The organism is Streptomyces sp. ALI-76-A (assembly GCF_030287445.1).
Classification (GTDB): Bacteria; Actinomycetota; Actinomycetes; order Streptomycetales; family Streptomycetaceae; genus Streptomyces.
The window spans coordinates 2,236,756-2,255,831 of the sequence record NZ_JASVWB010000002.1 but is presented as its reverse complement, the minus strand read 5'-3'; the positions used below and the strand labels follow the sequence as shown (position 1 = coordinate 2,255,831).

Genomic DNA, 19,076 nt, shown 5'->3' with positions numbered 1-19,076 from the left:
GGTCCTCAGGGCAAGGGGCGGAAGTGACGCTGGAGGCCCTGCCACACGTCGTCGTAGCGCGGTTGCAGGTGCTCCGCGCGGGCCGCCTGAGAAGTGAGCGTGATCGGCCACCGGGTCTCGAACATGAACGCCAGCCCGTCGTCGACCTTCTGCGGCGCCAGCTCGGCGGCGCTCGCCCGGTCGAACGTCTCCCGGTCCGGTCCGTGCGCCGACATCATGGTGTGCAGCGAGCCGCCCCCGGGCACGAAGCCCCCCTTTCCGGCCGTCTTGGCGTCGTACGCGCCCTCGATCAGGCCCATGTACTCACTCATCACATTGCGGTGGAAGTACGGCGGCCGGAAGGTGTCCTCGCCCACCAGCCAGCGCGGCGCGAACACCACGAAGTCCACACCGGCCAGCCCGGGGGTGTCGGACGGCGACGTCAGCACGGTGAAGATCGACGGGTCCGGATGGTCGTACGAGATGGTGCCGAGCACGTTGAAGCGTCGCAGGTCGTAGATGTACGGCACATAGTTGCCGTGCCAGGCGACCACGTCGAGCGGCGAGTGGTCGTAGGTGGCCGTCCACAGGTTGCCGCAGTACTTGTTGACCACCTCCACCGGCCCCTCCACGTCCTCGTACGCGGCGACCGGTGCCCGGAAGTCCCGGGCGTTGGCCAGCCCGTTGGCGCCGATGGGGCCGAGGTCGGGCAGGCGGAAGGGGGCGCCGTAGTTCTCGCACACATAGCCGCGGGCGGTGTCGTCCAGCAACTCCACCCGGAAGCGCACCCCACGGGGGATGAGCGCCACCTCGCCCGGCTCCACCTGGAGCAGCCCGAACTCGGTGCGCAACAGGAGCCCGCCGCGCTCCGGCACGATCAGCAGTTCCCCGTCGGCGTCGCTGAAGACGCGGTCCATCGACGCGTCGGCGTGGTACAGGTGCACGGCCATGCCGGTGCGCTGGGATGCGTCGCCGTTGCCGCCGAGGGTCCACAGCCCCGCGAGGAAGTCGGTCCCCGGCGCGGGCTCCGGCAGCGGGTCCCAGCGCAGCCGGTTCGGGTCGGGCACGGTCTCCGTGAAGGGAGCCGTCCGGATCGGGCCGTTGTCCGTGCGGACGAACGCCGGATGCGCGGCCGAGGGGCGGATCCGGTACAGCCACGAGCGGCGGTTGTACGCCCGGGGCTCGGTGAAGGCCGTGCCGCTGAGCTGTTCCGCGTACAGCCCGAGGGGCGCGCGTTGCGGCGAGTTCCGGCCTTCCGGCAGTGCGCCCGGGACGGCCTGCGAGCTGTGCTCGTTGCCGAAACCGGTCAGGTGGGCCAGCCCCTCCGCGGTCTTCCGCGCGTCCCCGTTCATGATCTCTCCCTCGGTGTTTCGATTCCTATGCATCACCGTAGGATTGCGGTTTCCCGGACGCAAGGGGCCGTACGGCCTCCTCATCGAGGACGACGGGAACCGACCGGAACCAGACCCCAGGTGGATACGGGGTGTCGCACCGGTGTTCTACGCTCCCCGGCATGTCGTGGACGCGGGGACTTCTTGCCGTGCTCGCGGTCTGTGTCCTGCTGCTGGCCGGATCCGCGGGCTGCGGCTCGGACGGTACGCAGCAGAACGGGACGAACGAGACGAACGGGACCGGCGGAGGCTCGCCCTCGCCGGTGGGCGAGCTCCTGGAGGACACGGACAAGCAGGGGCGCCGGTACCGCGAGGTGGACCAGGAGGGCGCCCCCGACGTCGGCATCGAGGTGCAGCCGGCCGAGGACGCCGGGGGCTGGAACGTACGGCTGACCCTGCGCGACTTCCGGTTCTCGCCGGCCGGTGCCAAGGCGGAGGCGGTGGCCGGGCGAGGCGTCGCCCGTCTCTTCGTGAACGGGCACCCCGTCGCCGTCCTGCGCACCCCCGAGTACCGCCTCTCCGACCGTTACGTCCCGCACGGCACGCACCACCTCACCGCGCGCCTGTACGCCGACGACGGCACGGTGTGGGCCGTCGACGGGGAACCGGTCGAGAGCACCGCCGACATCACGGCCTCGGGGCCCGCGTCCGGCGGGGAGGGGTACGGGCACGGGGACGGGGACGGGGAGGGGACCGGTGCGGGGAAGGGCGCGCTGAGCGCGCCCGGCGTCCCCGCGCGTACTGAGGGGCGAGGTGTCCCGGACGGTTTCCCGGACCACGGCGGAAAGGCATCATGAAGCCCGTGCCCCAAGCGACATCGCTCCGCCGTGCGCCCGTACAACGGCGCAGCGCCGAACGGCTGACCAGGATTCTCGACGCCTGCGCCGAACTGCTCGACGAGGTCGGCTACGACGCCCTGAGCACCCGGGCCGTCGCCCTGCGCGCCGAGGTCCCCATCGGCTCCGTCTACCGCTTCTTCGGCAACAAGCGCGCGATGGCCGACGCGCTCGCCCAGCGCAACCTGGAGCGCTACACCGAGCGGGTCACCGAGCGCCTCGAGGAGACCGGTGCGGGCGGCTGGCGCGCGGCGATGGACGCCGTGCTCGACGAGTACCTCGCCATGAAGCGCACCGCGCCCGGCTTCTCCCTCGTCGACTTCGGCAACCAGATCCCGGTCGGCGCCCGCTACGCCGAGCCCAACCACCGTGTCGCCGACCGCCTCACCGACCTGCTCTCCGGCTACCTGGACCGCGCACCGGACGAGGAACTGCGCCGCGTCTTCCTCGTCGCCGTGGAAACCGCCGACACCCTCGTCCACCTCGCCTTCCGCGTGGGTCCCGACGGCGACGAGAAGATCATCGAGGAGACCCGGGAGCTCCTGCGGGCGTATTTGGCGCGGGTGCTGGACTGACGGTGCGCGGGTCCCGCCCGGGGGCGGCTCACGCGCCGGGCGGTCCGCCCGCTCGGGGGCGTCATCCCGGGCTCCGGAGGTTTTCGCGAGTTTCCGACCTCACCCCTCGCAGGGCCTCCCGCCCGTGCATACCGGTCGGTATGCTCAGCCCGAGTCCGAGCGCCACCGCCGCCGCCGTCCTCCGGGAGGACCCGTGCCCGTCACCCCCGCGCCCCGCACCGCGCTGCGCATCTGCCCCTTGTGCGAGGCCACCTGCGGCCTCACCCTCACCATCGAGGGGACCCGGGTGACCGGTGCCCGCGGTGACCGTGACGACGTGTTCAGCCGGGGGTTCATCTGCCCGAAGGGGGCCTCCTTCGGCGCCGTCGACGGCGACCCCGACCGGCTGCGCGGTCCGCTCGTCCGCAGGGACGGGGAGCTGCGCGAGGCCACCTGGGAGGAGGCGTTCGACGCCGTGGCGGCCGGCCTCCGGCCCGTCGTCGAGCGGTACGGGCCGCACGCCGTCGGCGTCGTCCTCGGCAACCCCAACGTGCACACCATGGCCGGCGCCCTCTACCCGCCCGTGCTCCTGGCCGGGCTCGGCACCCGCAGCCTCTTCACCGCCTCCACGGTCGACCAGATGCCCAAGCACGTGTCGAGCGGCCTGCTGTACGGAGACGCCAACGCGATCCCCGTACCCGACCTCGACCACACCGACCACCTCCTCCTGATCGGCGCCAACCCCCTGGAGTCCAACGGGAGTCTGTGCACCGCCCCCGACTTCCCCGGCAAGCTCAAGGCGCTCAAGGCCCGCGGCGGCACCCTCACCGTGATCGACCCCCGCCGCACCCGCACCGCCGCCCTCGCCGACCGGCACATCCCGATCCGCCCCGGCACCGACGCCCTGCTGCTCGCCGCGATGACGCACGTCCTCTTCGAGGAGGACCTCGTGGATCCGGGCGAGTCGGCCGCGCATGTGCAGGGGCTCGACGAACTCAGGGCGGCCATGGGGGACTTCACGCCCGAGGCCGCCGCCGGCGCGTGCGACGTGGACGCCGCCACCATCCGCGCCCTCGCCCGCGAGCTGGCCGCCGCCCCCACCGCCGCCGTCTACGGCCGCATCGGCAGCTGCACGGTCCCGCACGGCACCCTGGCCAGCTGGCTCGTCGACGTCCTCACCCTCCTCACCGGCAACCTCGACCGGCCCGGCGGCGCCCTCTTCCCGCAGGCCGCCACCGACCGGACGCCCCGGCCCGCCGGACCCGGCCACGGCTTCGCGCTCGGCCGCTGGCACTCCCGGGTCGCCCGCCACCCGGAGGCCAAGGGCGAACTGCCGCTGTCCGCGCTCGCCGAGGAGATCGACACCGCGACCGAGCAGGGCGAGCCGGTCCGGGCGCTGATCGCCGTCGCCGCCAACCCCGTGCTGTCCGCGCCCGACGGCGACCGGCTCGACAAGGCCCTCGGCTCGCTCGACTTCATGGTCAGCGTCGACCCGTACCTGAACGAGACCTCGCGCCACGCCCATGTCGTCCTGCCGCCGCCCCCGCCCGCGCAGAGCCCGCACCACGACTTCGCCTTCAACACCCTCGCCGTCCGCAACCAGGTCCGCTACACCCGGCCCGCGGTCCCCCTGGAACCGGGCCGGATGGCCGAGACCGAGATCCTGGCCCGGCTGACCCTGGCCGCGACCGGCATGCACGGCGCCGACCCGGCCGCCGTGGACGCGCTGGTGATCGACCAGACCCTCGGCAAGGCGGTGCGGGAGCCGCACTCCCCGGTCCACGGCCGCGACCCGAAGGAACTGGCCGCACAGCTCACCGGCGACAACGGCCCCGAGCGGCGGCTCGACATGATGCTGCGCCTGGGCCCCTACGGCGACGGTTTCGGCGTACGGCCGGACGGGCTCGCTCTGGACAGGCTGCTGGCGCATCCGCACGGCATCGACCTCGGGCCGCTGCGGTCCCGGCTGCCGCAGCCCCTGAAGACCCGCAGCGGCAAGGTGGAACTGCTGCCGCAGCCCATCGCCGACGACCTGCCGCGGCTGAGGCAGGCCCTGCGCGAGCGCCCCGACGGGCTCGTCCTCGTCGGCCGCCGTCATCTGCGCTCCAACAACAGCTGGATGCACAACGTGCCGGCCCTCACCGGCGGCACCAACCGCTGCACCCTGCACATCCACCCGGAGGACGCCGAACGCCTGGGCGTACGGGACGGGGCGCCCGTACGCGTCAAGGGCGCCGGGGGAGCGGTGACCGCCCCCGCCGAGGTCACCGACGGCGTCCGCCCGGGCGTGGTGAGCCTGCCGCACGGCTGGGGCCACGACCGGCCCGGGACCCGGCTCAGCCACGCCTCCGCCGACCCCGGAGTCAACGTCAACCAGCTCCTCGACGGCAGCCTGCTCGACCCCCTGTCGGGCAACGCGGTCCTCAACGGAGTGCCCGTCGAGGTCGCCCCGATGGCCGAAACGCTCACGCCTCTGACCTGAGCAAAGCCGTGACCAGCAGTTTTGCGCTTATTGCTCGCATGTCAACGTCTTGTTAACGCTGCTTGACGGGACCTAACGTCAACCCACCGCCGTCCCAGGTGGGATGTTCAAGGGCGAACGTTAGGTATCCACTCATGCTGACCATCCTCGGCTTCGCCATGATCGCGACCTTCCTGGTCCTGATCATGCTGAAGAAGATGTCGCCGATCGCGGCGCTCGTGCTGATCCCGGCACTGTTCTGTGTGTTCGTCGGGAAGGGCGCCCAGCTCGGTGACTACGTCATCGACGGCGTCACCAGCCTCGCCCCCACGGCGGCGATGCTCATGTTCGCGATCGTCTACTTCGGTGTGATGATCGACGTCGGTCTCTTCGACCCGATCGTCCGGGGGATCCTGAAGTTCTGCAAGGCCGACCCGATGCGGATCGTCGTCGGCACCGCGGTGCTCGCCGCCATCGTCTCGCTGGACGGCGACGGCTCGACCACCTTCATGATCACGGTCTCGGCGATGTACCCGCTGTACAAGCGCCTGAAGATGAGCCTGGTCGTGATGACCGGTGTCGCCGCGATGGCCAACGGCGTCATGAACACCCTGCCGTGGGGCGGCCCCACCGCCCGCGCCGCGACCGCGCTGAAGCTGGACGCCAGCGACATCTTCGTCCCGATGATCCCGGCCCTCGCCGTCGGCCTGCTGGGCGTCTTCGTCCTCTCGTACGTCCTCGGTGTGCGTGAGCGCAGGCGGCTGGGCGTGCTGACGCTGGACGAGGTGCTGGTCGAGGAGGAGATCCCCGCCACGAGCGCCGAGACGGCGAAGATCGAGGAGACCGAGACGGTCCTCGTGGGCGCCGGCGGCTCCGGTGCCGGCGGTTCGGGCGACGGCAGGACCCCCGTGCGCACCGGCGGCGCGGGCTCCGGCACCGACGCGGCGGACGCCGCCGCGGACGACGAGGACGACGACTTCAAGGTCCTCGACCCGAACCGGTCCACCCTGCGCCCCAAGCTGTACTGGTTCAACGCGCTGCTCACGGTGGTGCTGCTCACCTCCATGATCATGGAGTGGCTGCCGATCCCGGTGCTGTTCCTGATCGGCGCCGCGCTGGTGCTCAGCGTGAACTTCCCGCACATCCCCGACCAGAAGGCACGGATCGCCGCGCACGCCGAGAACGTCCTCAACGTCTCCGGGATGGTCTTCGCCGCCGCCGTCTTCACCGGCGTCCTCCAGGGCACCGGCATGGTGGACCACATGGCCAGGTGGATGGTGGACGTCATCCCGGAGGGCATGGGCCCGCACATGGCCCTGGTGACGGGCCTGCTGAGCCTGCCGCTCACCTACTTCATGTCCAACGACGGCTTCTACTTCGGCGTCCTGCCGGTCCTCGCCGAGGCCGGCCAGGCACACGGCGTGTCCTCGCTGGAGATCGCCCGCGCCTCGCTGGTCGGCCAGCCGCTGCACATGTCGAGCCCGCTCGTCCCGGCCGTGTACGTCCTGGTCGGCATGGCCAAGGTGGAGTTCGGCGACCACACCCGCTTCGTGGTCAAGTGGGCCGCGCTCACCTGCCTGATCATCCTCGCGTCGGGCATGCTCTTCGGCATCATCTGACCGGTTGTCCCGGCCGGTCACTCGGACCGGTCGTCCGCGCCTGCGACGGAGGAATCGACCATGGGGCCCGGTGGGAACCGCGGCTGGCTGCTTCGCCTCGTCATCGCCTTCAGCTTCGCGCAGGGGGCGGTGTCGATGGCCCGGCCCGCCGTGTCCTACCGGGCTCTCGCGCTGGGCGCGGACGAGCGGGCGATCGGTGTCATCGCCGGTGTGTACGCGCTGCTCCCGCTGTTCGTCGCGGTGCCCCTGGGCCGCCGCACCGACCACGGCCGCTGCGCGCCCCTGCTGCCGGCCGGCGTGGTCCTGATCGCCGGCGGCTGCGCGATGAGCGGCCTCGCCGGCTCCCCGGCCACGATGGCGGTCTGGAGCGGGGTGATGGGCCTCGGCCACCTCTGTTTCGTGATCGGGGCCCAGTCGCTCGTCGCCCGCCAGTCGGCGCCGCACGAACAGGACCGCAACTTCGGCCACTTCACCATCGGCGCCTCGCTCGGACAGCTGATCGGCCCGGTCGCGGCGGGCGCGCTGATCGGCGGCCCCGACATGGCGCGGACCAGCGCGCTCGCCCTGCTCGTCGCGGGGGCGGGCGCGGCGGTCGCGTTCACGTCGCTGTGGCGCATAGAGCACCGTACGACCGCGGAGTCCCGTACCGGCCGGAGCGACCGCGTCCCGGTGCGGCGCATCCTGCGCGCCCGGGGCGTGCCCGCGGGCATGCTCATCAGTCTGTCGGTGCTCTCCGCGACCGACATCCTCACCGCCTACCTCCCGGTCGTCGGCGAGCACCGGGGCATCGCCCCGAGCGTGATCGGCCTCCTGCTCAGCCTGCGCGCGGCCGCCACGATCGCCTGCCGCCTGGTGCTGACGCCGCTGCTCAGGCTGCTCGGGCGGACCCTCCTGCTCACCGTGACCTGTCTGCTGGCGGCCGTGCTGTGCGCCGGCGTCGCGCTGCCGGTGCCCGTGTGGGCGCTGGCCCTGATCCTGGCGGCGCTCGGCTTCTGCCTCGGCGTCGGGCAGCCGCTGTCCATGACGACCGTCGTCCAGGCGGCCCCCGACGGCGCCCGCTCCACCGCCCTCGCCCTGCGCCTCACCGGCAACCGCCTCGGCCAGGTCGCCGCCCCCGCCGCGGCGGGCCTGATCGCCGGGATCGCGGGCGTGGCGGCCCCGTTCGTGATGCTCGGCGGACTGCTGCTGCTGTCCTCGGGCGTCGCGCTGCGCTCCCCGGGCGGCCCCGGACCGGAACCGGCACCGGGCCCGGCGGACGGGACACCCCGCCGGCTCAAGCGCACCACGCCCTGAATCCGGCCGTCCGTTTTCTCACGTGCTGGACCGGACCGTCCGATCGCGCCGCACATCTTCCCCGGGCGCACACAATCCGTTAGCTTCCGTGACCCACACGCCCCGTGCGGCCCGTACGTGGCGTCCGACCGCGGAGCACCAGTGTTCGCTCAGTGAGCCCCCGGGGGCACCTGCCATGACACGCGCCATCTCCCTGCACGACGTGAGCAAGACCTACACGCGAGGCGTCCGCGTGGTGGACCGGCTGTCGCTGGACATCGCGCCCGGCGAGTTCCTCGTGCTGCTCGGTCCCTCCGGCTGCGGCAAGTCCACCGTGCTCAGGATGATCGCCGGCCTGGAGGAGATCACGGAGGGGCAGTTGCTGCTCGACGGCGAGTACGCCAACGACCTGGTCCCCTCCGACCGGGACATGGCGATGGTGTTCCAGAACTTCGCCCTCTACCCGAACATGACCAGCCGCGGCAACATCGGCTTCCCGCTGCGCATCGAGGCACCCGGCGAGGACCCGCGACCCCGGGTGGACGCCACCGCCCGCATGCTGGGCATCGAGGACCTCCTCGACCGTTTCCCCGGCCAGCTCTCCGGCGGTGAACGCCAGCGTGTCGCCATGGGCCGGGCCATCGCCCGCCACCCGTCCGCCTTCCTGATGGACGAACCGCTGTCCAACCTGGACGCCAAGCTCCGCAACCACCTGCGGGCCGAGATCGCCGCCCTCACCCGCGAACTGGGCGTCACCACGGTGTACGTCACCCACGACCAGGCCGAGGCGATGTCCCTCGGCGACCGGGTGGCCGTCCTGCGCGGCGGCGTCCTCCAGCAGGTGGGCACCCCGCGTTCGGTGTACGCCCTGCCGCGCAACGTCTTCGTCGCCGCCTTCATCGGCACCCCGCGCATCAACCTGCTCCGGGGTCTGGTCCGGGCCCCGCTCGACGGGGCGATGACCATCAGCCTCGGCAAGCAGTTCCTGCGCCTGCCCGAACCCCTGTGCCTGGACCACCAGTTGCTCCGGGTCCAGCAGGGCCGCGAGGTCATCGTGGGCCTGCGCTCGGAGGCCGTGCGGCTCGCCAAGCCGTCCGCCGCCCGCCCCGGGGAGGTGGCGATCAGCGGCCTGGTGGAGCACGTCGAGTTCCAGGGCCACGAGGTGCTCGTCCACTTCGACACCGGCTCCAGCCCCGCCCTCGTACCGGATCTGGAGGCCCCGCGTCCGGCCGCCCGCCCGGCCGGGCGCCGCCGTCGCGGGAGCGGTACGGCCCTGGGCCGTTTCCGGGAGCGGGCGGGAGCCCTGCGCGCCGGCCCGGTGGTGGTCCTGGACGACCCGGCCGAAGCGGACCCCGCGCCGCGCCGGCCGGACGCCCGCCTGCCCGGTGACCTCGTCGTCCGCACCACCCCCGACATAGACCTCCGCCGGGGGATGCAGATCCCGCTGCTCGTCGACATCGCACACCTGTTCGTCTTCGACCAGTACGGCGAACGGATCTGCCCGGCTCCGGCACGGCTCCCGGACCTGGAGGAGTGAGACCGGTCTCTCGTCCCGGTGTCCGCGGACGTCCCGGAGATCCCTGGCGCCAGAAAACTATCGCCGCTAGTTTTGGGTTGGTCGCTAGTTTGTGACGCGGACGACGCAGCCCCGCCCGGGAGGACGCACGATGAAGGCACACGACGGCATGTACATCGACGGCGAGTGGCGCCCCGCCACCGGTCCGGACACCTTCGACGTCGTGAACCCGGTCGACGAGCAGGTGCTCGGCCGGGTCCCGGCCGGCACCGCCGAGGACGTCGACGCCGCCGTACGGGCCGCCCGCGCCGCCCTGCCCGGCTGGGCCGCGACCGCCCCCGCCGACCGGGCCGCGCGCCTGGCCGCCCTCCGGGACGTCCTCGTGGCCCGCAAGGACGAGATCGCCGAGACGGTCACCGCGGAACTCGGCTCGCCGCTGAAGTTCTCGCAGAACGTGCACGCGGCCGTGCCGATCGCCGTCGCCGGCTCCTACGCCGGGATCGCGGCGACCCACCCCTTCGAGGAGAAGGTCGGCAACTCCACCGTCCTGCACGTGCCCGTCGGCGTGGTCGGCGCGATCACGCCCTGGAACTACCCCCTGCACCAGATCGTCGCCAAGGTCGCCCCGGCGCTCGCCGCGGGCTGCACGGTGGTGCTCAAGCCCGCCGAGGACACCCCGCTGGTCGCCCAGCTGTTCGCCGAGGCGGTGCACGAGGCCGGAGTCCCCGCCGGTGTCTTCAACCTCGTCACCGGACTCGGCCCGGTCGCCGGGCAGGCCCTGGCCGAGCACGCGGACGTCGACCTGGTCTCCTTCACCGGCTCCACCGCGGTCGGCCGGCGGATCGGCGCGGCGGCGGGCGCCGCCGTCAAGAAGGTCGCCCTGGAGCTGGGCGGCAAGTCCGCCAACGTGATCCTGCCGAGCGCCGACCTCGCCAAGGCCGTCAACGTCGGCGTCGCCAACGTCATGTCCAACTCCGGCCAGACGTGCAGTGCCTGGACGCGGATGCTGGTGCACCGGGAGCAGTACGAGGAGGCGGTCGAGCTGGCCGCGGCCGCCGCCGCGAAGTACGGCGACCGCATCGGCCCCCTCGTCAACGCCCAGCAGCAGGAACGCGTGCGCGGGTACATCGAGAAGGGCATGGCCGAGGGGGCGAGGCTGGTGGCCGGAGGCCCCGAGTCCCCCCGCGAGCAGGGCTGGTTCGTCAGCCCCACCGTGTTCGCCGACGTCACCCCGGACATGACCATCGCCCAGGAGGAGATCTTCGGCCCGGTCCTGTCCCTCCTGCGCTACGAGGACGAGGAGGACGCGCTGCGCATCGCCAACGGCACGATCTACGGCCTCGCGGGCGCCGTCTGGGCCGGCGACGAGGCCGAGGCGGTGGCCTTCGCCCGGCGCATGGACACCGGCCAGGTCGACATCAACGGCGGCCGATTCAACCCCCTCGCGCCCTTCGGGGGGTACAAGCAGTCGGGCGTGGGCCGCGAACTCGGCACCCACGGCCTCGCCGAGTACCTCCAGACCAAGTCCCTGCAGTTCTGAGGAGCGTTCCCGTGGTCCGTGCCGCCGTCCTTCCCGCCGTGGGCGCTCCTCTGGAGATCGCCGAGATCGACCTGCCCGACCCCGGACCGGGCCAGGTCCGCGTCCGGCTCGCCGCCGCCGGGGTCTGCCACTCCGACCTGTCCCTGTCCAACGGCACCATGCGCGTCCCCGTCCCGGCCGTCCTCGGCCACGAGGGCGCGGGCACGGTCGTCGCCGTCGGCGAGGACGTCACCCACATCCGGCCCGGTGACGCCGTCGTCCTCAACTGGGCCCCGTCCTGCGGCGCCTGCCACGCCTGCTCGCTCGGCGAGGTCTGGCTGTGCGCCAACGCGCTGAACGGCGCCGCCGGCGTCCACGCCCGCACCGCGGACGGCACCGACCTCCACCCCGGCCTGAACGTGGCCGCCTTCGCCGAGGAGACGGTGGTGCCGGCGGGCTGCGTCCTGCCCCTCCCGGAGGGCATCCCGCTCACCGACGCGGCCCTGCTCGGCTGCGCGGTGCTCACGGGCTACGGCGCCGTCCACCACGCGGCACAGGTCCGGCCGGGGGAGACGGTCGCGGTGTACGGCGTCGGAGGGGTGGGCCTCGCGGCCCTCCAGGCGGCCCGGATCGCGGGCGCGTCCAGAATCGTCGCGGTGGACGTCTCGCCGGACAAGGAGGAGCTGGCGCGCACGGCCGGGGCCACCGACTACGTGGTCGCCTCCGACCACACCGCCCGCGAGATCCGAGCCCTCACCGACAAGCAGGGCGTGGACGTGGCCGTCGAGTGCGTGGGCCGCGCGACCACCATCCGCACGGCCTGGGACTCCACCCGCCGCGGCGGCCGTACCACGGTCGTCGGCATCGGCGGCAAGGACCAGCAGGTCACCTTCAACGCCCTGGAGATCTTCCACTGGGGCAGAACCCTCTCGGGCTGCGTGTACGGCAACGCGAACCCGACGACCGACCTCCCGGTGCTCGCCGCCCACGTCCGCGAGGGCCGCCTCGACCTCGGCGCACTGGTCACCGAACGCATCGCCCTGGAGGGCATCCCGGCAGCGTTCGAGAACATGCTGGCGGGCAAGGGCGGCCGGGCCCTGGTGGTGTTCTGACCCCCCGCCCCCGGTACCGCCCGAAGGCTCGCGCTGCGCCCGGCCCGTCCCCGGCCCGCCTGGCGGGGTCCGGGTATCGGCAGCGGGTGCCGGGCTTCCGCAGTTGTCCATGGTGTTCGGTGGCCGGGCTCGGGTGTTGACGGCCGGTGTCAGGTGTCAGGTGTCAGGTGCCGGGCGCCGCAGCCGGTCCACGGTGTCCGGCGGCACCGGCCCGTCCCTGGCCCGCCTGACGGGGTCCGGGTGTCGGTAGCCGGTGCCGGGCGTCCGTAGTCGGTCCACGGTGTCCGGCGGCGGGGCCCGGGTGTTGACGGCCGGCGCCGGGTGCCGCGGCCGGTGCCGGGGATCCGTGAGCCGGCGTGGGACAGGTGCGCCGTACCTCCGGGGACGCTCGGCGTCGCAGATCCGGGGACGCTCGCGGCCGGGTCAGGGGCATGCCCGGCCCGTCGCCGTCTCCCCGTATGGCCCCGTCCGAGCCCGGCTCGACGCCTGAGCGCGGCTCAGTTCCTCCCGGCGTGGCTCAGCCTGTTCGGGTGTCCGGGGCCGTCTCGGGCCGCGCGTCCAGGGCGCCCTTCTGGGGCGCGGCCCGGCCGGGGCAGGGCATGACCGCCCCCCGCCCGCCCGATCAGCCCCGTCCGAGCCCGGCTCGACGCCTGAGCGCGGCTCAGTTCCTCCCGGCGTGGCTCAGCCGGTTCGGGTGTCCGGGGCCGTCTCGGGCCGCGCGTCCGAGGCGTCCTTCGGGGGCGTGGCCTGGCGGGGTCGTCGGCGGGAGCGGGAGACCGCGACGCCTGCCAGGCACAGCGCGCCGCCCGCCAGGGTGAACAGCCCCGGTACCTCGCCGAGCGTCAGCCACGACATCAGGACGACCAGGGCGGGCACCGCGTACGTGGTCGCGCCCATCCGGCTTGCGGTCGTCCGGGCCAGGGCGTAGGCCCAGGTGGTGAAGGCCAGCGCGGTCGGGAAGACGCCCAGGTAGACCATGTTGAGGGTGGCGGAGACCGGCGCGTCGGCCGCGTCCCGTACCAGCTGACCGGCGAACGGCAGACACACCACCGCCCCGACCAGACACCCGAACGTCGTCACCTGCAACACGCTCGCCCGGCCGAGCGCCGGCTTCTGCGCCACGACTCCGCCCGCGTACCCGACCGCGGCGAGCAGGCACAGCACCACCCCGAGCACCGAGGACCCGCCGTCGCCGGACATCGACAGCCCGACCGTCACCGCGCCCGCGAACGACACCGCCATCCCCGCCAGCAGCCGCGGCGGCATCGCGTCCCCCAGCAGCCGCGCGCCGAGCAGCGCGATGAGGATCGGGCCGATGTTCACGACCAGGGCCGCGGTGCCGGCGTCCACCTGCTGCTCGCCCCAGTTCAGGGCGACCATGTAGCAGCCGAACCACAGCACCCCGGACAGCGCGATCCCCCGCCACGCCGGCCGCGGCGGCCACCCTTCCCGCCGGACGAGACAGATCGCCCCCAGCGCCAGGGCCCCGGCCAGCAGCCGGCCGAGCGCCAGCGCGCCCGGCGAGTACGCGGCGCCCGCACTGCGGATCGAGACGAAGGCGGAGGCCCACAGCACCACGGTGACCGTGGCGGCACCGGCGGCGAGCAGCTCCGTACGGCGGTCCGGACGGGGCGGTGAGGCGTTCATCATGCTCCAGGGAGTAGGAGGGACGGGGGTGGGAGGCTCGCTATCCCGGGCGGGACGATCACCCCCGGCGATCACGCGCGGACGGCCGCGGTCCCGGAGCTGTCCGGGACGGCCTCGGCCGAACTCAGCGCAGTGCCGTCGGCCCGATGCCGAGCAGGCCGGACAGCGCGCGCTCACCGGCAGCCGTCACCTGCACCGCCCGCGCGGAGCCGATGCGCACGCACCAGCCCGCGTCCAGCGCGTGCCGGCACAGGGCGGCCCCCGCGACGCCCGCGAGATGAGGGCGCCGCTCGGTCCAGTCGAGGCAGGCCCGGGCCAGGGGGCGGCGGCTGGTGCGGTCGAGGGCGATGCCGGCGGAGCCGAACCAGCCGACGCCCGCGTCCGTGAGGGCGAACCCGGTGTCCTGCCGCAGCAGCCCGCGCTCGGTCAGCGCGTCCGTCACCGCGATGCCGAGCCGCCCGGCGAGGTGGTCGTAGCAGGTGCGGCCCCGGGCCATCGCCGACCCGGCGCCCGCCTCCCGCAGACTCCGCGGCCGGGTCTCACCGCCGCCCGGACCGGCCTGCGCGGCCAGGTCCTCCACCAGCTGCGCGACCCGCGCGTCGGCCAGCCGGACGTACCGGTGCCGCCCCTGCCGTTCCTCGGCGAGCAGTCCGCCCCCGACCAGCCTGCCCAGGTGCTCGCTCAGCGTCGACGGGGCGACACCCGCGTGCCGTGCCAGTTCACCGGCCGTCCACGCCCGCCCGTCGAGCAGCGCGAGCAGACACGCGGAACGGGTCTCGTCGGCGAGGAGTGCGGCGAGGCGGGCCAGCCGCACCGCCCGCGGGTCCTTGGTGGTCATGCGTCCAGGATGGGACACGGACTCTTCGGCGCCCGCCGAACTGTCCTACGCCGTCCGCCCGACCTGCTCGTACTGCTGCGCCAGCCCGTCCAGCAGCGCCGTGAGCCCTGTCTCGAAGGCCCGTTCGTCGATCTTCTCCTGCTGCTCGGCGAGCAGGTGGGCCTGGCCGAGGTGCGGATAGTCGGCGGGGTCGTACGCGTCGGCGTCGTCCACGAAGCCGCCAGCGAAGGAGCCGAGCGCGGAGCCCATGACGAAGTACCGCATCAGCGCGCCGATGGACGTGGCCTGCGCCGGCGGCCAGCCCGCGTCGACCATCCCGCCGTAGACGGCGTCGGCGAGCCGCAGTCCCGCCGGCCGGCGGCCGGGGCCGCGCGCCAGGACCGGGACGATGTTCGGGTGGTCGCGCAGGGCGGCCCGGTAGGAGACGGCCCAGTCGTGCAGCGCGGTCCGCCAGTCCCGGCCGTCCTCGAACATCGACAGGTCGACCTGCGCGCTCACCGAGTCGGCGACCGCCTCCAGGATCTCGTCCTTGGTGCCGAAGTGGTTGTAGAGCGAGGGTCCGCTGACCCCCAGTTCGGCGGCGAGCCGTCGGGTGGAGACGGCCGCGAGGCCCTCCGCGTCCACGAGCGCGCGGGCCGTCCGGACGATCCGGTCGGTGCTGAGGAGGGGCTTGCGCGGTCGGGCCATGGCGCACATAGTAGGGCTGCGCCCAGAAACTAGCAGTGCTAATTTTATGGGGCGGCTCTTCGGGCCGCCGCAAGGTCGTGGGCGAGGCCGTCGCGTGGAGCCACCGCGGGCACCCGCGGCCACCCGCGGCCACCCGCGCCCGTCCGCCGTCGTCAGTGATTTTCCGTGGTCTTCAGTGGGGTGACTCGGCATGAACCTGGAGCTCAGCGAGGAGCAGACCGCCGTCCGGCAGCTCGCCAAGGACTTCGTCGACCGGGAGATCACCCCCCACGCCGTCGCCTGGGACCGTGCCGAGGAGGTCGACCGCTCGCTCGTGAAGAAGCTCGGCGAGGTCGGCTTCCTGGGCCTGACGGTCGACGAGGAGTACGGCGGCTCGGGCGGCGACCACCTCGCGTACTGCCTGGTGACGGAGGAACTCGGACGCGGCGACTCGTCCGTGCGCGGCATCGTGTCCGTCTCCCTCGGGCTGGTCGCCAAGACCATCGCGGCCTGGGGCGACGAGGAGCAGAAACGGCGCTGGCTGCCGGGCCTCACCTCCGGCGCGTACGTGGGCTGCTTCGGCCTCACCGAGCCGGGCACCGGATCCGATGCCGGCCACCTCACCACACGCGCCGTGCGTGACGGCGACACGTACGTCCTCAACGGCACCAAGATGTTCATCACCAACGGCACCTGGGCCGACGTGGTGCTGCTGTTCGCCCGCTCCACCGACGCCCCCGGCCACAAGGGCGTCTCCGCCTTCCTCGTCCCGGCCGACAGCCCCGGCCTGACCCGCCGCACCCTGCACGGCAAGCTCGGCCTGCGCGGTCAGGCGACGGCGGAGCTGGTCCTGGAGGACGTCCGCGTCCCCGCCTCCGCGCTGCTCGGCGAGGAGGGCAAGGGCTTCTCGGTCGCCATGTCGGCCCTGGCCAAGGGGCGGATGTCGGTGGCGGCGGGCTGCGTGGGCATCGCCCAGGCCGCGCTGGACGCGGCCGTCCGGTACGCGGGCGAACGCGAGCAGTTCGGGAAGACCATCGCCCACCACCAGCTCGTCCAGGAGCTGATCAGCGACATCGCCGTCGACGTGGACGCGGCCCGGCTGCTGACCTGGCGGGTCGCCGACCTCATCGACCGGGGCCTGCCCTTCGCCGTCGAGTCCTCCAAGGCCAAGCTGTTCGCCTCGGAGGCGGCCGTCCGCGCCGCGAACAACGCCCTCCAGGTCTTCGGCGGCTACGGCTACATCGACGAGTACCCGGCGGGCAAGCTGCTGCGCGACGCCCGCGTGATGACCCTGTACGAGGGCACCAGCCAGATCCAGAAGCTGGTCATCGGGCGGGCCCTGACGGGGGTCTCCGCGTTCTGAGTACGTTCTGAGTACGCCGGCGGATGTGGGAACCGGCCACGGGCGCCGAAGCTGTCCCCATGAGTGAGACATCGGGCAAGCAGCAGAACACGGCCGCCTTCTACGGCCAGGCCGTCGCGTCCTTCTCCATCGCCATGGGCGCCACCGCCATCGGCATCTTCAAGCTGAACGCCGACGCCTGGGTGCGGGCCTTCCTCGGCATCGCCGTCCTGTACCTCGTCACCTCCGCGTTCACCCTGTCCAAGGTGATCCGGGACCGGCAGGAGGCGGCGACCCCGTCGTACAGCCCCTTCGAGAGCTCCCAGCGGGCACGCTAAGCGCCCGCTCACCTTCGGCGGTATGGTGGTGGCCGTGTCGGTGAAGAGGGGCGAAGCGATGAGTACGGCGAAGGAGACGGCCGACGGAGAGACGTCGGCGTGGGGCGAGGTCACGCCCGACGCGGCCCGGCGGCTGCTCATCGCCGCGGTGGAGGCCTTCGCCGAGCGCGGCTACCACGCCACGACGACCCGTGACATCGCGAGCCGCGCCGGCATGAGCCCGGCCGCGCTCTACATCCACTACAAGACCAAGGAAGAACTCCTCCACCGCATCAGCAGGATCGGCCACCAGAAGGCCGTGGAGATCCTGCGCGTGGCGGCCTCGGGCGAGGGCGCCGCCACCGAGCGGCTCGCCGACGCGGTGAGCTCCTTCGTCCGCTGGCACGCGGGCGGCCGTACCACCGCGCGGGTCGTGCAGTACGAACTCGACTCGCTCGGCCCGGACGCCCGCGCCGAGATCCTCGCCCTGCGCCGGCAGTGCGACGCCGAGGTGCGCGGCATCCTCGAGGACGGCGTGGCGACCGGCGAGTTCGACGTCCTGGACGTCCAGGGGACGACGCTCGCCGTGCTCTCCCTGTGCGTCGACGTGGCCCGCTGGTTCAGCGTCGACGGCCCGCGCACACCCGAGGAGGTCGGCGCGCTCTACGCCGACCTCGTACTGCGGATGGTGGGCGCCAAGTGACGGGACCCGTGCCGGGGGAGTGCGCCTAGAGGTAGTACCGGGACACGGACTCCGCCACGCACACCGGCTTGTCCCCGCCCTCGCGCTCCACGGTGAACGCGACGGTCACCTGGACGCCGCCCTGCACGTCGTCGACACCGGTGATCGTGGCGGTGGAGCGCAGCCGGGAGCCGACCGGGACCGGGGCGGGGAAACGGACCTTGTTGGTCCCGTAGTTGACGCCCATCTGCACGCCCTCCACCTTGATCAGCTGGGGGCCGAAGAGCGGCAGCAGGGACAGGGTCAGGTAGCCGTGCGCGATGGTGGTGCCGAACGGGCCCGTGGCGGCCCGCTCCGGGTCCACGTGGATCCACTGGTGGTCACCGGTGGCCTCCGCGAACAGGTCGATCCGCTTCTGGTCGACCTCCAGCCAGTCGGTGTGCCCCAGCTGCTCGCCCACCGCCGCCTTCAGGTCGTCGACGGAGGTGAAGATCCTCGGCTCTGCCATGTCCCGGCCCTCTCCCAGTGATGTCTAAGCGACTGCTTAGCATGGTCGGCCGCGTGCGGCCTGTCAACGCCCCGGGACGTCGACGCCCGGGACATCGACGGGGGTGGCCGCGGGCGGGTGGGGGGTGGGTAGGCTCCGAGGGGTGCCTCAGATTCCCGAGAAGATCCACGAGCTGACGGTCGGCCAACTCGCCGCACGCAGCGGCGCCGCCGTCTCCGCCCTGCACTTCTACGAGTCCAAGGGCCTGATCAGCAGCCGCCGGACCACGGGCAACCAGCGCCGCTACTCCCGTGACGCGCTGCGCCGGGTCGCCTTCGTCCGGGCCGCGCAACGCGTCGGCATCCCCCTGGCCACGATCCGTGAAGCCCTCGCCGAACTCCCCGAGGGGCGCACGCCCACCCGCGAGGACTGGGCCCGCCTCTCCGAGGCCTGGCGCTCCGAACTCGACGAACGCATCAAGCAGCTCAACCGCCTGCGCGACCACCTCACCGACTGCATCGGCTGCGGCTGCCTCTCCCTGGACACCTGCGTCCTCTCCAACCCCGACGACATCTTCGGCGAACGCCAGGCGGGTTCGAGGCTGATGGTGGAACAGGGGGGAGGCCGCCAGAAGGCCACGCCACGCGGCGAACGGGAGCGGGAGCGGGAACGGCAGCGCGCGGGTGCACGCGAACCGGAGGAGTGCTGCTGACCGCTCCGCTCTCGCGCGCACGCCGGACCGCCGGGCGGCCGAGCGCGGGTGTGGCCTGCCTTCGAACCGCTGGGCGGCCGGGCGGGTGTGGCCTGCCGACGGACCGCCGGGCGTGCTGAGCGGTTG

At 73.1% G+C, this 19,076-nt stretch carries 17 protein-coding genes; 12 read left to right on the top strand and 5 right to left on the bottom strand.

Annotated elements, in window-relative coordinates; genetic code table 11:
• Window positions 1-5: 5 nt before the first annotated feature.
• Entirely contained in the window at window positions 6-1,331 is a 1,326-nt protein-coding gene (hmgA, locus tag QQS16_RS11105; RefSeq protein ID WP_286061459.1) for a homogentisate 1,2-dioxygenase, read from the bottom strand.
• Window positions 1,332-1,492: 161 nt separating this feature from the next.
• On the opposite strand from hmgA, the gene QQS16_RS11100 reads away from it, so the two are divergent.
• The 8 genes from QQS16_RS11100 to QQS16_RS11065 all read left to right on the top strand — a co-directional run bounded on the left by QQS16_RS11100 (window position 1,493) and on the right by QQS16_RS11065 (window position 12,259).
• Complete coding sequence (locus QQS16_RS11100; RefSeq protein ID WP_286061458.1) at window positions 1,493-2,167, top strand: hypothetical protein; 675 nt, start codon at window positions 1,493-1,495, stop codon at window positions 2,165-2,167.
• Window positions 2,164-2,781 (top strand): TetR/AcrR family transcriptional regulator, encoded by a 618-nt coding sequence (locus QQS16_RS11095; RefSeq protein ID WP_286061457.1) that lies wholly within the window; start codon window positions 2,164-2,166, stop codon window positions 2,779-2,781. The genes QQS16_RS11100 and QQS16_RS11095 overlap by 4 nt, the downstream gene beginning before the upstream one ends.
• Window positions 2,782-2,974: 193 nt before the next feature.
• The gene (locus QQS16_RS11090) at window positions 2,975-5,242 is read left to right on the top strand and encodes a molybdopterin oxidoreductase family protein (RefSeq protein WP_286061456.1); all 2,268 of its coding nucleotides are present in this window, start codon (window positions 2,975-2,977) and stop codon (window positions 5,240-5,242) included.
• Window positions 5,243-5,376: 134 nt separating this feature from the next.
• Window positions 5,377-6,840 carry a CitMHS family transporter gene (locus tag QQS16_RS11085; RefSeq protein WP_286061455.1) on the top strand — a complete coding sequence of 488 codons (1,464 nt, stop codon included), beginning with the start codon at window positions 5,377-5,379 and terminating at the stop codon, window positions 6,838-6,840.
• 60 nt (window positions 6,841-6,900) lie between these two features.
• On the top strand, window positions 6,901-8,133 hold the full coding sequence (locus QQS16_RS11080) for an MFS transporter (protein WP_286061454.1): 1,233 nt from the start codon (window positions 6,901-6,903) through the stop codon (window positions 8,131-8,133).
• A 175-nt stretch (window positions 8,134-8,308) separates the two neighbouring features.
• A complete protein-coding gene (locus QQS16_RS11075; protein WP_286061453.1) occupies window positions 8,309-9,649 on the top strand; it encodes an ABC transporter ATP-binding protein in 1,341 nt (446 codons plus the stop codon).
• 130 nt (window positions 9,650-9,779) lie between these two features.
• A complete protein-coding gene (locus QQS16_RS11070; RefSeq protein ID WP_286061451.1) occupies window positions 9,780-11,168 on the top strand; it encodes an aldehyde dehydrogenase family protein in 1,389 nt (462 codons plus the stop codon).
• A gap of 11 nt (window positions 11,169-11,179) precedes the next feature.
• On the top strand, window positions 11,180-12,259 hold the full coding sequence (locus QQS16_RS11065; RefSeq protein ID WP_286061450.1) for a Zn-dependent alcohol dehydrogenase: 1,080 nt from the start codon (window positions 11,180-11,182) through the stop codon (window positions 12,257-12,259).
• Window positions 12,260-12,940: 681 nt separating this feature from the next.
• Here the strand turns inward: QQS16_RS11065 and QQS16_RS11060 are convergent.
• From QQS16_RS11060 to QQS16_RS11050, 3 genes are all read right to left on the bottom strand, one after another.
• Window positions 12,941-13,909 carry a DMT family transporter gene (locus QQS16_RS11060; RefSeq protein WP_286061449.1) on the bottom strand — a complete coding sequence of 323 codons (969 nt, stop codon included), beginning with the start codon at window positions 13,907-13,909 and terminating at the stop codon, window positions 12,941-12,943.
• Window positions 13,910-14,030: 121 nt separating this feature from the next.
• Window positions 14,031-14,744 (bottom strand): ArsR/SmtB family transcription factor, encoded by a 714-nt coding sequence (locus tag QQS16_RS11055; RefSeq protein WP_286061448.1) that lies wholly within the window; start codon window positions 14,742-14,744, stop codon window positions 14,031-14,033.
• A gap of 45 nt (window positions 14,745-14,789) precedes the next feature.
• Window positions 14,790-15,431, bottom strand: a complete 642-nt coding sequence (locus tag QQS16_RS11050; protein ID WP_286061447.1) for a TetR/AcrR family transcriptional regulator — start codon at window positions 15,429-15,431, stop codon at window positions 14,790-14,792.
• Between the two features lie 190 nt (window positions 15,432-15,621).
• Between QQS16_RS11050 and QQS16_RS11045 the strand changes: the two genes are divergently transcribed.
• Genes QQS16_RS11045 through QQS16_RS11035 form a run of 3 tightly spaced genes read left to right on the top strand, consistent with a single transcriptional unit; the run spans window position 15,622 to window position 17,772 of the window.
• Window positions 15,622-16,773: an acyl-CoA dehydrogenase family protein gene (locus tag QQS16_RS11045; protein WP_286061446.1), complete on the top strand. Its 1,152-nt coding sequence runs from the start codon at window positions 15,622-15,624 to the stop codon at window positions 16,771-16,773.
• Window positions 16,774-16,832: 59 nt separating this feature from the next.
• The gene (locus tag QQS16_RS11040; RefSeq protein ID WP_286061445.1) at window positions 16,833-17,090 is read left to right on the top strand and encodes a YiaA/YiaB family inner membrane protein; all 258 of its coding nucleotides are present in this window, start codon (window positions 16,833-16,835) and stop codon (window positions 17,088-17,090) included.
• Between the two features lie 58 nt (window positions 17,091-17,148).
• The gene (locus QQS16_RS11035) at window positions 17,149-17,772 is read left to right on the top strand and encodes a TetR/AcrR family transcriptional regulator (RefSeq protein WP_286061444.1); all 624 of its coding nucleotides are present in this window, start codon (window positions 17,149-17,151) and stop codon (window positions 17,770-17,772) included.
• A gap of 25 nt (window positions 17,773-17,797) precedes the next feature.
• On the opposite strand, the gene QQS16_RS11030 is transcribed toward QQS16_RS11035, so the two are convergent.
• The gene (locus tag QQS16_RS11030; protein WP_286061443.1) at window positions 17,798-18,259 is read right to left on the bottom strand and encodes a MaoC family dehydratase; all 462 of its coding nucleotides are present in this window, start codon (window positions 18,257-18,259) and stop codon (window positions 17,798-17,800) included.
• 142 nt (window positions 18,260-18,401) lie between these two features.
• On the opposite strand from QQS16_RS11030, the gene soxR reads away from it, so the two are divergent.
• The gene (soxR, locus tag QQS16_RS11025) at window positions 18,402-18,950 is read left to right on the top strand and encodes a redox-sensitive transcriptional activator SoxR (protein ID WP_286061442.1); all 549 of its coding nucleotides are present in this window, start codon (window positions 18,402-18,404) and stop codon (window positions 18,948-18,950) included.
• The last annotated feature ends 126 nt before the right edge of the window (window positions 18,951-19,076 follow it).